The 15699-nt window shown below is 56.5% G+C and carries 10 protein-coding genes and 1 pseudogene; 8 read left to right on the top strand and 3 right to left on the bottom strand.

The genetic code is table 11. The features are described 5' to 3' along the window. Window positions 1-5: 5 nt before the first annotated feature. Both H6G52_RS01530 and H6G52_RS01525 read left to right on the top strand, forming a co-directional pair. Window positions 6-1643 (top strand): PQQ-binding-like beta-propeller repeat protein, encoded by a 1638-nt coding sequence (locus H6G52_RS01530; protein WP_190525964.1) that lies wholly within the window; start codon window positions 6-8, stop codon window positions 1641-1643. A gap of 290 nt (window positions 1644-1933) precedes the next feature. Continuing rightward, window positions 1934-2281 (top strand): hypothetical protein, encoded by a 348-nt coding sequence (locus H6G52_RS01525; protein ID WP_190525962.1) that lies wholly within the window; start codon window positions 1934-1936, stop codon window positions 2279-2281. Between the two features lie 200 nt (window positions 2282-2481). On the opposite strand, the gene H6G52_RS01520 is transcribed toward H6G52_RS01525, so the two are convergent. Then, on the bottom strand, window positions 2482-3561 hold the full coding sequence (locus tag H6G52_RS01520) for an ATP-dependent 6-phosphofructokinase (RefSeq protein WP_190525960.1): 1080 nt from the start codon (window positions 3559-3561) through the stop codon (window positions 2482-2484). Window positions 3562-3706: 145 nt separating this feature from the next. Next, window positions 3707-5809 (bottom strand): flavin-dependent dehydrogenase, encoded by a 2103-nt coding sequence (locus H6G52_RS01515; RefSeq protein WP_190525958.1) that lies wholly within the window; start codon window positions 5807-5809, stop codon window positions 3707-3709. A 744-nt stretch (window positions 5810-6553) separates the two neighbouring features. Between H6G52_RS01515 and H6G52_RS01510 the strand changes: the two genes are divergently transcribed. Continuing rightward, the gene (locus H6G52_RS01510; protein ID WP_143473019.1) at window positions 6554-6907 is read left to right on the top strand and encodes a hypothetical protein; all 354 of its coding nucleotides are present in this window, start codon (window positions 6554-6556) and stop codon (window positions 6905-6907) included. 134 nt (window positions 6908-7041) lie between these two features. Here the strand turns inward: H6G52_RS01510 and H6G52_RS01505 are convergent, their stop codons facing one another. Continuing rightward, window positions 7042-8289, bottom strand: a complete 1248-nt coding sequence (locus H6G52_RS01505; RefSeq protein ID WP_190525956.1) for a pentapeptide repeat-containing protein — start codon at window positions 8287-8289, stop codon at window positions 7042-7044. Window positions 8290-8399: 110 nt separating this feature from the next. Between H6G52_RS01505 and H6G52_RS01500 the strand changes: the two genes are divergently transcribed. From H6G52_RS01500 to hypF, 5 genes and pseudogenes are all read left to right on the top strand, one after another. Further along, window positions 8400-8921, top strand: a complete 522-nt coding sequence (locus H6G52_RS01500; protein ID WP_190525954.1) for a photosystem I assembly protein Ycf3 — start codon at window positions 8400-8402, stop codon at window positions 8919-8921. A gap of 455 nt (window positions 8922-9376) precedes the next feature. After that, entirely contained in the window at window positions 9377-9667 is a 291-nt protein-coding gene (gene gatC, locus H6G52_RS01495; RefSeq protein ID WP_099533373.1) for an Asp-tRNA(Asn)/Glu-tRNA(Gln) amidotransferase subunit GatC, read from the top strand. A 96-nt stretch (window positions 9668-9763) separates the two neighbouring features. Beyond that, window positions 9764-10891 carry an aldo/keto reductase gene (locus H6G52_RS01490; protein WP_190526197.1) on the top strand — a complete coding sequence of 376 codons (1128 nt, stop codon included), beginning with the start codon at window positions 9764-9766 and terminating at the stop codon, window positions 10889-10891. Window positions 10892-12004: 1113 nt separating this feature from the next. Next, a pseudogene (locus tag H6G52_RS18950) lies at window positions 12005-12232 on the top strand (acylphosphatase); the annotation flags it as partial. Between the two features lie 18 nt (window positions 12233-12250). Beyond that, window positions 12251-15655 (top strand): carbamoyltransferase HypF, encoded by a 3405-nt coding sequence (hypF, locus tag H6G52_RS01485; RefSeq protein ID WP_370567658.1) that lies wholly within the window; start codon window positions 12251-12253, stop codon window positions 15653-15655. The last annotated feature ends 44 nt before the right edge of the window (window positions 15656-15699 follow it).

Raw genomic sequence — 15699 nt, 5'->3', positions numbered from 1 at the left:
CGATCGTGCCCTCGCGTCGTACCGTCACCCGCTGGATTGCCCAAGGGGGATTGTTGGGATCCATGGGAGCCGCCATGGGCCAGCGGGTCAGCGAGCTGCGGCAACAGGCTGAGGCCGCGCCGTTAATTCCTGGACAACCCGCCGCCTGGGCCGATCGCCTGCGGATGGCCGATCGCTTGGCCCAAGAACAGTTGGCCGCCGCCCAAGATCCCCGCGCCGAAGTGGAACTGCTGATTCCCAGCTTTTTGGGTAACCAAGCCCGCCGGTTCTATGGCCGAGGCATTCCCCAGGGATTGGGGGTACGGCGCAAGTTCTTTTTGGGATCCGGCCCAACAAGGATTGGGCGGCGATTGGAGGTTTGGAGCGGTGCGGGCTGGACGGGGCAATGCACCCTCGTGCGCGATCGGGGACGAGACTATCTGCTGATCGGCGCGTTTGACCACCACCTGCGCAAAATTGACCTGCAAACTTGGCAAGAGGTTTGGCGCTATCGATTTGACGACGTGCTGAAGGGAACAGCCACGATCTACATCGATCGCACCGCACCACCGCTCGATCAAGTGATTGTGCTTCAGGGCAGTCGCCAGGGGGTGAATGTGCCCTTTACGGCGCGGGTGGTTCCCAGTTTGCGGGCCATTTCCTTTCGCACGGGCCAAGAGTTGTGGCGGTGGAACGTGCGCCAAACCGCCAGCTACAGCCGCGACAACGACAGCAGCCCCCTCGATTTGCGTAATGGGCTGCTGTTTAATGTGGGCGAAAACGGGATTGGTTCCTTTTTGGGGGCCGCGCTGAACACGGTCACCCAACGGGACGGCATCACCCAACCGGCGATCGCGGGGGAATTGCTGTTCTATGCCCCGGGCGATGGGGCCCGCCATGGCGGCAACCTGGTGGCGGAATCTTCTCCGTCGCGACTGGGCGATCGGTTGTTTGTGGCGGCTGGCTCCGGTCACATTTATGGCGTTGACCTGAACAGTCGGCAAATTGACTGGGATTTCTTCACCGGTACGGATATTGACGGAACGGCGGTGGTTTCCCGCGATGGCAAGCTCTTTTGCGCGATCGAGCGGCAATATACATCCGGGCCCGGCGGTCTTTTTAAACTGAATCCGGCCAGGCCGCCCGCCGAGGCCGTGGAATGGTTTTTACCCACCGGCTCCTTACGCTACCAAGATTGGCAGGGTGGAATTATCGGCTCAGCGGCCCTGAATGATGACTATCGCGATCGGGGACAGCCGCCCCTGTTTGCCACGGGAGCGATCGATGGAATCCTCTACATTGGCTCCCAGTTACGCACCACCGGCCTGGCCCACTGGGGGCCACAGCGGGATGGGCCACACAACTCGCCCTACGTGGCCTTTCAAACCCGGATTGGCCCCACCATTTCCACCCCGATTTTCACCGAGGGCGATCGCCTCGTGGCCGCCAGCTACGACGGGGTGCGGCTGTTTCAGTTGCGCTTTTTGCCCACCCAGTCCCAAGACCCGGCCGCTTTGCCCAATGGTCGGGGCCAGTGGTTTCGCTTGGAGGTCACTCTGTTGGCGCACTTTGCCCCGGGATCTTCCTTTGAGGCCACCCCGATCGTCTGGGATGGAACGGTCTATCTGAGTGGGCGCGATGGCTGGCTCTATGCCCTCGGCTAGTTGATCTTGGCGAGGCCCAAAACCTAACGGATGATCCCGATCAGGTCAGGTTTGCATAATTTTTTGAAGCTTTCTCGATAGATGACTAGTACAAATTTTTGAATGCAAAACAAGGCGTGAAACGAGACGGATGGTTATGCGCCGTCTTCGTCATTTCTCGCTCTCTATTTTGCACTGAATTGACTTGACCTTGAGGGTCAACCCAAAGCAGCTTTCTTCATCAAAAGCTGTGCGGATTTGTGCTGTCTAAAATTTCCATCCTTTCAGGATCATCGATCAGGGAATTGAGCATGTGTTACGTTGTCGAATTGCCCGATGGCTCCTATTATGTCCCCAACGGTTCAGTGCCCGACGCTTGCAAAGCAATCCACTTTACCGACAAAGACGAGGCCGCCGCGATCGCCAAGGCCAAAAAAGGGAAGGTCAAAGTCTGCACCTTAAAGGATGCCACGCCACCACCGAAGGACAACAGCCAGCTTTGGGTGATGGGGCTAATTTTTATTGGAATTGCGACCTTTCGAGATCCCACCAACTTAGAAATTTTGCAGCGCATTACGCGCTTGGATCAGCCCAGCAATGGAGTCACGACCGGAACAGTACAGTTCACCCCTTCCTGGTCAGATTGTCTGTGGTTTTGAGATCGATTCAAGACTGGTTTCTGGACTGGTTTTGAGGCTGGTTCTGAAAGCCTCTTGATTCAGTTTTCCAATCCCGACTCAGTGCCATTGATGATGGGGGCAAGGGGCTTCAGCCCCTTGTCTTTTTAGGGTGTCCTCTGTCTTTTGGTTGGTCTTTTGGTTAATCCTTTGCTATGTCGCCTCTTGTCCTGGCTTGCCTACTAATCCCCGAGGCAAATCCCCAGGCCCCGTGCGGTTTTCAGCAGCGTATCATTGGGGTCAACGATGCGGCAGTGGGAAATGGCCTCCAGTACGGGCACGCTCACCACCTGGCGCTGTTGCCAAGTCACCACCCGATCGAACTCGCCCCGAGCAATCAGATCCACCGCCTCCACACCAAAGGCCGAGGCAATCAATCGATCGAGCGGCGAGGGTACGCCACCGCGCTGCACATGGCCCAGCACGGTGACGCGGGTTTCAGCGCCAGTGCTTTGGGCCAGCTCTTGGGCTAAATATTGCCCGATGCCCCCCAGGCGACATTCCCCAAAGGCCTGGGTTTGCGTCACCACGTCACCGCCGCTGGTGCAGACCGCTTCGGACACAATCACCACGGAAAAGGCCTTGCCAGCGGCCTGGCGATCGCGAATGGCCTGGGACACCACTTCCAGCTTGTAAGGAATTTCGGGAATCAAAATCACATGGGCCCCGCCCGCAATGCCGGCGTGGAGGGCGATGTGGCCCGCGTCGCGCCCCATCACTTCCAGGATCATGACTCGATCGTGGCTGGCGGCGGTGAAGTGGAGCCGATCGAGGGCTTCCGTGGCAATGTTCACGGCTGTGTCAAACCCGATCGATTGTTCCGTGGCGGCCACATCGTTATCGATCGTTTTGGGAATCCCCACAAAGGGCACGCCCACTTTCGTCATCAGATCATGAAGAATTTTCAGGCTGCCATCACCGCCAATGCCAACAATGGCCGATAGCTCCAACTCCCGACAGCCCTTGGCAAAGTCCAAGGTGCGATCGTGCATCGTGCCATCGGGCAAGGTCACCTGAAAGGGTTGGCCCCGGTTAATGGTTCCGAGCAGGGTTCCCCCCAAGGTTAACCACCGCTCAACCTTGTCCGGTGTCAGCAGCAGGGCTTCGGTGGGCTGCCGGGTTAGCCCTTCCGTACCGTGGCGAATGCCCATCACTTCCCAGCCGTAGCTGGCAGCCCGCATCACCACACCCCGAATGGCAGCATTTAGCCCTGCGCAATCTCCGCCGCTGGTCAGCACTCCGATTCGTTTTATCTCACCCATAGGATTGCATCTCTTATGCAAACGCTGCTCATGGGCGATCGTACGCGATCCCAACGGTGGGGCAAGCCTGTGTTAATAACTGCAATGGGATTGGGCGATCGAGATGGGATGATCACCCTATTTCGATCGCCCGGCGACTCCTGGCCTAGATCGTGCTGCTGGAAACCGCTTCCGTGGGCGATCGGGGAACCGTGCGAGCCACGCGGGCCCGTTGCCCCCAAGTGAGGTCGATCGCATAGCACCGGGCCAACACCCGCAACCACAGACCCGGCGCGCGCTGCTCCAACCAGGGCTGAATTCGGCGGGCGATCGCCGGTAGCCACCCCAGCAGCCAAGCCACCAAGCTCGACAGGGTAAAGGTAAGATAGCTGCCCATCCAGCGCCACAGATCCCAAGGGCCCGCCGAATCCCAAATCCACCACAGCAGCATTGGATTTTGCACCGCCGCCTTCAGGGCCAGGCGATTGAACAACCACCAATCAAATCGATCCTTAATGAAGCGATCGGCCACATCCTCTTCGGCATCGGCCAGCAGGCCAAAGAAGGTGTTCAGCATGGAATTCACCCGCTGGGGTGGCAGCGTGCGACCCGTGGGAACCATCATCCCCTTCGAGAACATCCAAGTAACCGCCACGTTGCTTTGGTAGGCCCGGATTGAACCCAAGTCCTGTTCCGTCAGCAAGTCATGTTTCAAGGCCGTATCCAGCAGGTCTGTGAGCCGGCCCAAGTTGCGAATCATGGAACCAAAACCGGTGAACACCAAGGGAGATTGCAATGAAGCGGCATCCCCCAGAGCCAAGAGGCGATCGAACGAGACACGCCGCTCGCCCTCGCTTTGGCTGAAGTGACCGGGAATATAGCCAAAGGTGGCCTTGCCCCAGGTCAGCTTATCCAAATCGCAGCGGCGATATTCCGGCAGGATGCTGAAAAAGTCCTCATACATTTCCAGCAGGGAACCGGGATTTTCGGGGTGAACTTGGTGGTAGTGGAACAGATAAACTGTCACGGCCTTGCCCCCAATGGGGAACAGCTCCCAAATCAGTTGCCGGCCACGGGAAATGTCCCCGTGGCTGAACAGTACGTCGCCATAGTCCAAATCCCAGACCGGCCAATCAATCCCATTGGCAATCACGGCCCCCACCGTGGGACAAACGCTATCGAAAGCGCGGGTTCCGTTCAGTTGCCAGGCGATCGGGGAAGCCGTGCCCATGGCATCAATCAGCAACCGACCGGCTACTTGGCGAGTTTCCCCCGTGGGCAAGTGTTTGGCGGTCATGGTGATCCGATCGCCCATCACGTCCGCCCGTTCAAATTCCGTTTCGTCCCAAATGTCGCCGCCCGCTTCCCGCAGCTTTTGGCCACAGAGCTGAATGATGCGATCGGCCGCGATCGCCACATTTAGCACCGTCGGCGTGTGCAGCACATTGGCCCGCGCTTGCGGTGGATTGTTGGCATCAAAAAACTTGTGAAACCCATCGCGATATTCCGTGGCGATCAATCCTTCCACCTCAGCGGGCGTGAAGAGGCCCAGGTCGATCGGCACTTGCAACTCTTCCCGGGAAATATTCCACTCCCGATTCATGCGGCCAAAGGGCAACCGCTCCAGCAACAACACCCGATAGCCCAACCGCGCCATCATCGCCGCATGAATTACCCCCAAGGCCCCGCCCACGTAGATCAAGTCATAGGTAATGGCCGGCAATGGGTCGGGGTTTTGCCCCTGAGAAGTCGCGCCCTGAGAAGTCGCGCCCTGAGAAGTCTGGCCCTGAAAAATAACCTGCTTATGTTGCTGAGGATTCCGCACCGCTTCCCGCCAGCGCTTTTCCCACCAATAGGCCCGCAGCAAATCCCGTTCACCATTGGGCATCCGTTGGAAATACTTAGCGGTTTGCGGATATTTGGGCGCAAGGGCCTCGAAAATATTGCTCTTTGTTAAGTCAATCTCAGGAAGTTCTGGGTAGGTGGTGGGGAATTTTTCGGCCACCTGTTGCCGCAGGGCCCGCACCAAGGCCCCTTCCCCCGCGATCGGGCGATCGCTCCACCGAAACAGCTTGAGATAGGTGGTGCGCTGCAAAGACCAAACGCAACCCGCCACGGTTTCCCCATCCCGATCGCCCGCCGGTTGCCAGCGAAACCCCGTGGGAGCCGCTACCTTCACCCCGCTGGGAACCATAAACTCTTGCTGCAACCAGTTCAGCACCGTTGCGGCTTCCGGAGTCGGCACTTCCAGATAAAGCAGTTCTTTCATGGATTGGGTTCTGATTACTCAAATCGTAAACGGGCGTAAAAAGAAGCGTTTTGCAACAAACTTGCAACCAAAGCGGGAGTGTTTCCTTTTTTAGGGTGAAGTTTTTCAGCCCTTGGGGTGCTGTGGACGCTGCAAAGCTCGCCTGAAAAGCATCTCAGGCTTTGGCGATCATTTCCATCATCGCGTGTTTCCGAGGCCCTAGCCAAGCGACGGATCCCTGCTCAGCGGCCACGAACCCCGGAGGCGAGATGGTTTCACCTGTGATCTTAAGCAATCCTGGAAATATCCTTGACAGATGAAAGAAATGCGCTATCCTTCCGTTTACTCAAAATAATTAATAAACTTTACAGAAGTTTACAAATATCGAGAGTAATTGCCTAAGCTGACTTAACAGGGCTGACTTGGCAGGGACGATCGCATCGGGATCGCTCCCTAAAGATTCGGAATTGCCCCGCCCGTATTGACCTGTTCTGTATTGACCTGTCTGTGAACACCTTGCGGGTTCCCTAGATCTGCAAGTGGTCTGGGGACAGGCGAGCTTGATCAAGCCGGATGGTTGATGGGTTACCCCACTGCGCCACCGAATGGCCGACCTCGCCTGTCCCCAGGATGACCAATTGAATTGGGTTTTGACTGGGGTTGGATGGGGGTTTCAGCGAGATTGCTACATGAGATGGCTACCCGAAATTGGGTTATCTCTTCCCGATCGCGCCTGCCCTTGCCAACCCAAAACCGGACAAATCTGTGGGACCCAGTGCTCGTTGCCCGTTGCAGTTTCGCTTGCTGTCCTTGGGAAATAAACTTCCCGATCGCTCCCCGCTCAACACACCTTTTCGATTCGGAGTTTCGGTTGTGAATGCGTTTAATCCAACTTATGGCCAGCCGCGCCCCCGACGGGCGGAGTTAATCCCCTCAGGTGAAGGGTTGATCGATTCGATCGCGGATGCCATCACCGTGGCGATCGCGGCGGCCCGGGCCAAGGGCCAATCCTTGGAAGATCTGACGGCGGAAGTGCTGGCGGATGATAACTTGCTGGATGGCGAGTCCCGGCGCTGGCTGAGTGATGTGGTGGCTCGCACCTGGGAACAACTGCACTAGGCGATCGTAACTAGGCGATCGCGGCTAGGCGACTACACTGGGCGATCACGGCTAGGCGACCGCACTGGGCGATCGAACAATCAAACTAGGCGATCAAGCGATCAAACTACGCGATCGCGGCTAGAGAGTCGCCCCTAGGCAACCCAGCGCCCGATCGCCACGCCCAAGGTGGCCACTCCCGCCATCACCAACAGGCGTTGGGTTTGGGACAAATTTTGCTCAACCATGATTGTCCAAAGGGGCATGGCGGAAAAGGTGAAGGCCAAGGCTCCCACCATGCCCAGCCAGACAACCCCCAATGCCAAATTAATGACCGTGACAGCGGAAGCCAAGGCCAACAGCGCGTTGCGCAGGGCCCCGCTCCAGGAAACATGCATCAAAAATTTGGTGAGCAGGCCAACGGTTAACCCGGTGGCCCCACCTAGCAGAATGCTCAATACCTGCTGAGGCAGCGGAACCGCCAGAACGATTGCCATGGCCCCGCCGGTTAGGGCCAAAAAACCCCATTGCAACCCCGCCATCCCCGCCAAGGAACTACAGGCCAGCAGCAACCAACTGTGGGGCGGTGGATCCAAAACGGCAAGGCTGCTGCCCCAGAGCGCATAACCCAAAAGCCAGAGGGTTAACAATGGCAACGGTAGGCGCTGGCCGGCTTCCCAGAGGTTCGCGGGTTTGGGCGGCGGCGGCGGCGGGCCGGCGTTGGGAACGGCAAAGTTGGGATTGCTCAACAAATAGCGATGGGGCCGATCGGGTGGGGGTGCGTTCGTTGTTGCATCGGTGGGTTCGATCGCCTCGGTCACGGCGCGATCGACAGGATTCGATCGCCCTGCATCGATCGCTCGATCGGTGGTCGGTTGCGCTTGGGGCAAGGGATCGACGGGGCCCGGTTGCCAATCGGCGCTGAAGGGTTGTCCATCGGGCATGGTGGCGGCGGTGAAATCCCCTTGGGCGATCGGTTCCGAGTCCCAGTCGAAGATCGCGTCGGTCAAGTCTGCGGCCGCAAAACAAGCCCCGGTCAAAATTGCGCCGGTTAGGTTCGCCCCCCGCAAATTTGCCTGCCGAAAGTCAGCCGCCGACAAATCTGCCCCTTGCAGTTGGGCCGCCAACAGTTGGGCATTGACAAAGCTGGCTCCGCTAAAATTCGCCTTCTGGGCATTGACTCGATCGAGCCGGGCCGCACGCCATTGGCTTTCCGTGGCCGACACCTTCAGCAACGTGGCCCCGCTGCAATCCGTTTCGCTCAAATCAGCCCGATCGAGCTTGGCTTGGCGCAGGGACAGCCCCACCAACGACAGCTTTCGCAAACATTGCCCTTCCAGACTCACCCAAGGAAAGTCACGCCGTCCCCGATCGAGCGCCAATTGAAACTCCGACAACTCCATGGCAACGAATCATCCCCCTACCGCGCAATGCGGCAACCCATGGCGTTAAGCTATGGAGCAGACTCCATCAGCAATCGTTCCCTATTTTGGCTTCAAAAGCAGCTTGACCCATGCCTCGAACTCAAAAAAACGACAATTTTATTGACAAAACCTTTACGGTGATGGCGGACTTGATTCTGAAAGTGCTGCCCACCAACAAAAAAGCGAAAGAAGCTTTTGTTTATTACCGAGATGGCATGTCTGCCCAAGGCGAAGGTGAATATGCAGAAGCCTTGCAAAACTACGAAGAAGCGCTGAACCTAGAAGAAGATCCCTACGATCGCAGCTTCATCCTGTATAACATGGCTTTGATTTTTGCCAGCAATGGCGAACGGGACAAAGCCGTTGATTACTATCACCAAGCCCTTGATCAGAATCCGCGAATGCCCCAGGCCTTGAATAACATCGCCGTGATTTATCACTACAACGGCGAGCAAGCCCAAGCCAGCGGTGAAGATGAAGCAGCCGAGCGTTGGTTCGACAAGGCAGCGGAATATTGGAAGCGGGCCATCCGCTTAGCACCCAACAACTACATCGAGGCCCAAAACTGGTTAAAAACTACCGGTCGATCGAACATGGATATCTTCTTCTAGGTTGATTTCCCCATCGTTTTTCAATCGATTGGATGCTCATTTTCGAGTTGAGATCTAGATTGATTCCTGAGTCGATAGACCTCTTGTATCAATCAAAATCCTAATCCTAAATTCCTCTACCAGATTGCTGATTGACTGACAAGGCGCTCAAATGCTTGGTTCTCCGGTAGGTTGGATTGAGCTTTGGGAAACCCAACTCGATTACTACGAACCCTGCTGTTGTTGGGTTTCGTACCTCAACCCAACCTACAAGATGATTGTTGATCAGCCGATCTTGAGCAGAGGAATTTTCGGAAAAGAGGTCTCATGATCTGGGCTAATCCTTTGAATCCCAGGTAATGACGACAGGCCCGAGGGCGATCGCCTAGTATTGCCACTTAGGATTCAATTGCTTGATCTGTTGAGATCCTGGAAATTGACCTTTCAACAAGCAAACCATCGCAATTAGAGCTGCTATGAGCCTCAGTTTGGACGAAGTTCGCAAGGTTGCCCATTTGGCGCGAATTCAACTGACTGCTGAAGAGGAGGAAAAATTCGCCGCCCAACTCAACAACATCCTGACCTATGTGGAACAGTTGAGCGAGTTGGACGTGACCGATGTGGAACCCACCACCCGGGCGATCGATGTGAATAACGTGATGCGCCCTGATCAACTCGATCGCTACACCGATCGGGAAGGTCTGTTAGGATGTGCGCCCGATCGCGATGAAGATTTCTTCAAAGTGCCCAAGATCTTGAACAGCTAAACGGGCGATCGGGTTAGGAACTCTGACCCATCCAAAAATTACACGGGGTGGGCGGATTCAATTCCGCCCATTTTTATGGCTCACGCAAGCTGGCTCATGCAATATCGACGATTTGGCAAAACCAATCTCCAACTATCCGTCTTTTCCTTGGGGACAATGCGGTGTTTGGATTCTGCCGAGCAGGCGGCCGAAGTGTTTGCTCGGGCGATCGAGCTGGGAATTAACCATTTTGAAACCGCTCGGGGTTATGGAGCCAGCGAAGTTTTTGTCGGTCAGGCGATCGCCCAAGGAATTGTGCCGCGCGATCGAGTCATTCTCACCAGCAAACTATTACCCACCGGCAGCCCAGAAGAGATCGATCGGCAACTGACCGAATCCCTGGAACGCCTGCAAACGCCCTATTTAGATTGCCTAGCCATTCATGGGGTGAATCTGCCAGAACATTTGGATTGGATTCAAGACCAACAATCGGGAATGGCCGCGTTGCATCGGGCCCTAGCCGATGGTCGAATTCGCCACTTGGGATTTTCCACCCATGGGCCCTTGGCTTTGATTTTGCAGACCATTGCCACCGATCAATTTGAGTTTGTCAATTTACATTTCAACTACTTTTTTCAACGCAATGCCCCCGCTATTCAAGCGGCCCTCGATCGGGATTTGGGCATTTTCATCATTTCTCCCGCCGACAAAGGGGGACAGCTCTACACCCCGCCGCCCACCTTGAGCCAACTCTGTGCGCCCCTGTCGCCCTTGGGAGCCGGTTACCGTTGGCTGCTGGCCCAACCGGGGATCACCACCCTGAGCGTGGGCCCCGCCAAGGTGGAAGAGTTGGGGGCGATCGAACCCTGGATTGAGCGCACCGAACCCCTCAGCGCGGAAGAGCAGGCAATTTTTAATCGGCTCGATCGACACCAAATTGCGGCCCTCGAAACCGATCGTTGTGCCCAATGCTATGCCTGCTTGCCCTGTCCCGAGGAAATTCAAATTCCAGAGGTGTTGCGGCTGCGTAATCTGGCGGTGGCTTTCAAAATGGTGGACTTTGGGCGCTACCGCTACGGCATGTTTGAAAATGCTGGACATTGGTTTCCAGGACAACGGGGCGATCGCTGCACAGAATGTGGGGATTGCTTGCCCCGTTGCCCCGAACAATTAAACATTCCCGACCTGTTGCAAGACACCCACGATCGACTCAGCGGCCGTTGGGGTCGTCGCCTTTGGGATTAGGCAACTGGATATCAGCATCACGAAGGGTTGCAGGAAATATTTGAAAGAGTATTTGAAAGGATGTTTGAAGGAATATCTGAAGCCCGTAGGGTGGGCACTGCCCACCGAGCCGTTGCCTCATGGTATCTGTGATATGGCGTGCCAATTATTTTAGGTAAAGGCTGTATCTCTTCAGATATCTGAAGAGTGATTTTCGGCACAGCTCAAGCAATCATCATCGTCGGGGAAAGGGGCTTAGGGCATGTCGTCGTTTAGCCCGAAGCCCTAGATCTACCGTTAGCGGATCGTGGGGAACAAGATGCTCAAGCCCCTTGTCTTCGTCAGTTGGTGAGACCCGCAAGGTAGCCGTTTAGGCCTTTCAGACATCCCCTGAGAGCTGAAAGTAATTGCCGCCATTCAAATCTAGATAACAGTACAAACTTGTTTGAATTTCATTTCTAAGTCGAAGTTCAGATCGAGGTATAAATTTTTTTGAGTTCCTCGTAAAACCTAGCAGGCAGCAGGTCAGACTGTTTTCTGATTTTTTCACTTTATTCTTCAACACATTACGCTTCAAGTTGATTCAAGAAGTGAATTTTTTAGATCGTTTCTAAATATTTTTCAAATTATCTCCAAAGCATCTTTAAGTTTCTTTTGAACCATTTATAAAACACTTCTTTGTTATTTTTGCGACCATTTTTGCAAAAATACTACGTAATCTTTACAACACATAGACAGGGGATCTGAAATATACTGAAAATACACTCAAAATCTACCCAGATCAGACCTAAGACCCTTCTAAAAAATAATTCAAACATTAAATCTTTCTTAAAGATCCAAGAAATTCGAGTATGGATTTGAACCTTTAATCGAATCCGGATTCAAGAACCATTGTTGATGATCTTTAAAAAACACAGAGGTTTCTAAAGATTGCTGATAGTAAAAGCTAAAAAAACAAAAAGATTCCTCTATTTTCATGGCAAACGCGCTACATCTGACATAGGGAATTTTGAGCCTTTGAACCTGGTTCCTAGTCCCTGCTAAGGAAACCAACCTAAGTAAACCTGTATGTTTGATGCCGCTCCTTTGGGAGAATATGCCATGGCCAGCACTCAAGACGAGCAATCGTTGACGATGAGAGCCGAAGAAATTCGGGTCGTTGGCGTTGTCCAAGGAGTCGGCTTTCGTCCCACGGTTTATCGACTAGCGATCGAATGTGGACTGATGGGATCGGTGGCGAATGATGGAGTTGGCGTGGTGATTCGGATTGCGGGATATCCGGATCAAATTGATGTTTTTTTACAACGGCTTTATCAGGAAAAACCGCCCCTTTCCCGCATTGATACGCTGATCCGAACCCCGATCGCCCTGTCGGAATTGATGGAGCCAGGACTGCCATCGTCGAGTGGCAACCTGCCTGCTGTTTCTCCGTCGGAATCTGGTGCATTGGGCAAGCTGGCGGCCCCTGAGCAATTACCTGAGCAATTACCCGCAGAATCAGCAACCGAATCCGCGACAGAGCGGCTAACAAGCTTGCCCACCGGGCCATCCAGGTTCACAGCGACCTTCGAGTCTGGATCCGACGATCTCACTTGGGATGAACATTCGATCGCCCTGGGGCAACAAACGGCGATGGAAATCCAGCGCAATCGCCAGGCCACCCGGGCCCACAGTCACCAAGGGCAATCAACCGAGAACCAACTTCAGGGCCCCCGCTGCCCTTTGCATTTGCGACCAGAACATCGCTCCAGCTATACCGATGATCCAGTGGCGGAGTCGCTGGCGGAGGGGTCGGTGGTGACGGCGGAAACCGCGCAGCCGGCCCCATGGAGTACCGTGGCGGTTGCCGATGACGGCACGATCGAGCGGCAGGCTGGGAAAACCTACGGAGAAGTGATGGCGATGGATCCTCGGGAAGGATCAAGCGTGGGGCAAGGGGAAGCGGGCAACCATGGCCGATCGCGCTGGTTAGACAGGGGCCCCGAAGGTGAGCGGCCGTCCCCGATCGACCCTGAGCATGGCGCGGAATCCGAGAGCGCTGGGCCGTTGGATCAGGTCGATCCGGTGCGGACTGAGTTGAATGGGCATTCCGGCGCGGATCAGACGGATTTAGGCGATCGGGGCAATTGGGATGATCCCCGTTTGGCCGTTGATGGCAACGGAGCCGCAGCCCCCGCCAGCGATTCCCTGTCTCGATCGCGCTTGGATCAGTTGTTTGATAGCTCACCCACGGCTGCTCCCAGCGAACCATCGGGCGATTGGGGGGCGCGTTCTGGCATCCGTCCTGATGTCCGTCCTGGCATCTCAGATCGGCGATTGGGCGATCGGGTGGGGCCCAGCGATCAAGATTTGAACCATGGCCCGTCGGATCCCAAGTTAGATGCCAATCGGTTGGATCACGGTCTAGGCCAAGATTTAGCTCAAGACTTACATCAGCCCCTGGATCCAGAACTTTCCAACTCCTTGGCAGAGGAGCTGGCGGAACTCTTGGAGCCGGCCATCGATCGGTTGCGGCCCTTGGAACCGACGGAACCGCCCACAACTCCCCTGGGGCCGATCGTGCCGGTGGTGGTGGATGATGCGGATCCGGGGCCCGCGTTATATACGCCGCTGCAACCCCCAACCCCGATCGTGTCTCGATCGGCTCCCTTGCCGGTTTCCCATCGCAGCCAAGCCCTGGATTTGTCCTCGGCGGAACTCCTGGGGCGATCGCCCTTGTCTTTTCGGATTTTGGAGAGCCAGTCGGGCCCGGTGCGCACCCAAATTGCGCCGGACACGGCTACCTGTGCCGCCTGTCTGCGGGATTTGCACGATCCCGACAGTCGGTACTATCACTATCCCTTCGTGAACTGCACCCATTGCGGGCCGCGGCTGACGGTCATTCGCTCCCTGCCCTACGATCGGGTGCGCACCAGCATGGTGGGGTTTCAGCTCTGTCCCGACTGCCAGCGCGATTACGATAATCCGGGCGATCGCCGCTTCCATGCCCAGCCCACGGCCTGCCCGGAATGCGGGCCGCGCATTTGGTTTGAGCGACCCAGCCAGCAACGGCCGATTGTGAAGGATGAGCAGGCGATCGCCCAGGCGGCGGAAGCCATTCGCCAGGGAGCGATCGTGGCCATCAAAGGCTTGGGCGGCATCCACTTAGCCTGCGATGCCACCCAGGAAGCCGTGGTGCAACGGCTGCGGGCCCGCAAACATCGCCCCCACAAGCCTTTAGCGGTGATGGCCCGCAATTTGGAGTCCGTGCGGCAGTTTTGCGTAGTCAGTGATCACGAGCGATCGCTCCTCTTGGGGGGGGCTGCCCCGATCGTGCTGCTCACGATCCGCGATCCCCACTATTTGGCCCCGTCGGTGGCTCCTGACATGACAGAGGCGGGGGTGATGTTGCCCTACTCTCCCCTGCACCATCTCCTGATGAGCGCGGTGGATCGGCCCATTGTGCTGACCAGCGGCAACCGGGCCGGCAATCCCCAATGCATTGACAACCATGAAGCCCATCTGCAGTTGCAGTCGATCGCCGATGCTTTTTTGCTCCACAACCGATCGATCCTGAATCGGGTGGACGATTCGGTGGTGCGGGTGTTGCCCACTTCGGTGCAGGTGATTCGCCGATCGCGCGGCTACGCTCCCAGTTCCATTAACCTGCCGCCGGGCCTCACCAACAGCCCGCCGATCTTGGCCCTGGGCAGCGATCTGAAAAACACCATTTGCCTCTCGCGGGACGGACAAGCGATCCTTTCGCCTCACCTTGGAGATTTGGACTCGCCCGCCTGCCTCCAGGCCTACAGCACCGCGATCGCGGACTTGCGCAACTTGTTTGACCACCGCCCCAGCGCGATCGCCGTGGACTTGCACCCAGATGGCCAAGCCGTGAAAGTGGGTGAATCCTTGGCCAAGGCCTTGGAAGTGCCGTTGTTGCGCATTCAGCACCACCATGCCCACATTGCCGCCTGCTTGGCCGACAACCAATGGGGATTCGATCGCCCGCCCGTGTTGGGCATTGCCCTGGATGGATTCGGTTGGGGCAGCGATGGCACGGTTTGGGGCGGCGAGCTGCTGTGGACAACCTACGAGCAATATCACCGAGTCGGGGCCCTGTGGCCGGCACGGTTACTGGGGGGCAACCGCGCTGCTCAGGAGCCTTGGCGCAATCTATACGCCCAGTTCCACGCCACGGGCCTGCTCGATCGGGTGGACTCCGAAAAGTGGTTTGCTCAAAAGCCACTGAATCTGCTGACGGGCATGGCCCAAACGGGTTTCAACAGCCCTTGGTCTTCATCCTGCGGACGGCTGTTTGATGCGGTGGCGGCCTTTTTGGGCTGTGCGCCCGACTGCTTGAGCTATGAAGGGCAAGCGGCGATCGCCCTCGAAAACCTAGCCCGCCAAGCTTGGGATCAAGATCAGCAGGCCTACCCGATCGAGCTGCGATCGGAATCGCTGCTGTGGCTGCATCCCCAAGCCCTTTGGGAAGCCCTGATTTTGGATCGGGCCCTGGGGCTGCCCGAGGCGGTGATGGCCCTGCGGTTCCATCGCGGCTTGGCCCAGGCTTTGGTGCAAGCGGCCCAAACCTTGAAGCAGCAGGGATTGCACTTTGGGGCGATCGCCTGTGGTGGTGGAGTCTTCCAAAATCGGCTGTTGTTGCAGTGTTTGGAAGCCGCCCTGATGGCCAGCAATCTGCACGATCCGTTGCTGTTGCCGCAACAGGTTCCCGTAAACGATGGGGGCTTGGCGTTGGGGCAAACGGCGATCGCCGCCGCTTGGCTCCAGTTGGGCCATGTTTAGGGTCTCGGTGATCCTGTGCTGGTCGCCAATGGGAATCACCGGGA

Source organism: Limnothrix sp. FACHB-881 (genome assembly GCF_014698135.1).
GTDB lineage: Bacteria > Cyanobacteriota > Cyanobacteriia > CACIAM-69d > CACIAM-69d > CACIAM-69d.
This window is presented reverse-complemented; position numbering and strand designations above follow the sequence as displayed.

What these genes read in the sequence shown, in the direction of transcription:
- H6G52_RS01525 (WP_190525962.1), top strand. Translation starts at nt 1,934, where the DNA reads ATGTGTTACGTTGTCGAATTGCCCGATGGCTCCTATTATGTCCCCAAC.
- H6G52_RS01520 (WP_190525960.1), bottom strand. Translation starts at nt 3,561, where the DNA reads ATGGGTGAGATAAAACGAATCGGAGTGCTGACCAGCGGCGGAGATTGC.
- H6G52_RS01515 (WP_190525958.1), bottom strand. Translation starts at nt 5,809, where the DNA reads ATGAAAGAACTGCTTTATCTGGAAGTGCCGACTCCGGAAGCCGCAACG.
- H6G52_RS01505 (WP_190525956.1), bottom strand. Translation starts at nt 8,289, where the DNA reads ATGGAGTTGTCGGAGTTTCAATTGGCGCTCGATCGGGGACGGCGTGAC.
- H6G52_RS01500 (WP_190525954.1), top strand. Translation starts at nt 8,400, where the DNA reads ATGCCTCGAACTCAAAAAAACGACAATTTTATTGACAAAACCTTTACG.
- gatC (WP_099533373.1), top strand. Translation starts at nt 9,377, where the DNA reads ATGAGCCTCAGTTTGGACGAAGTTCGCAAGGTTGCCCATTTGGCGCGA.
- H6G52_RS01490 (WP_190526197.1), top strand. Translation starts at nt 9,764, where the DNA reads ATGCAATATCGACGATTTGGCAAAACCAATCTCCAACTATCCGTCTTT.
- hypF (WP_370567658.1), top strand. Translation starts at nt 12,251, where the DNA reads ATGGAGCCAGGACTGCCATCGTCGAGTGGCAACCTGCCTGCTGTTTCT.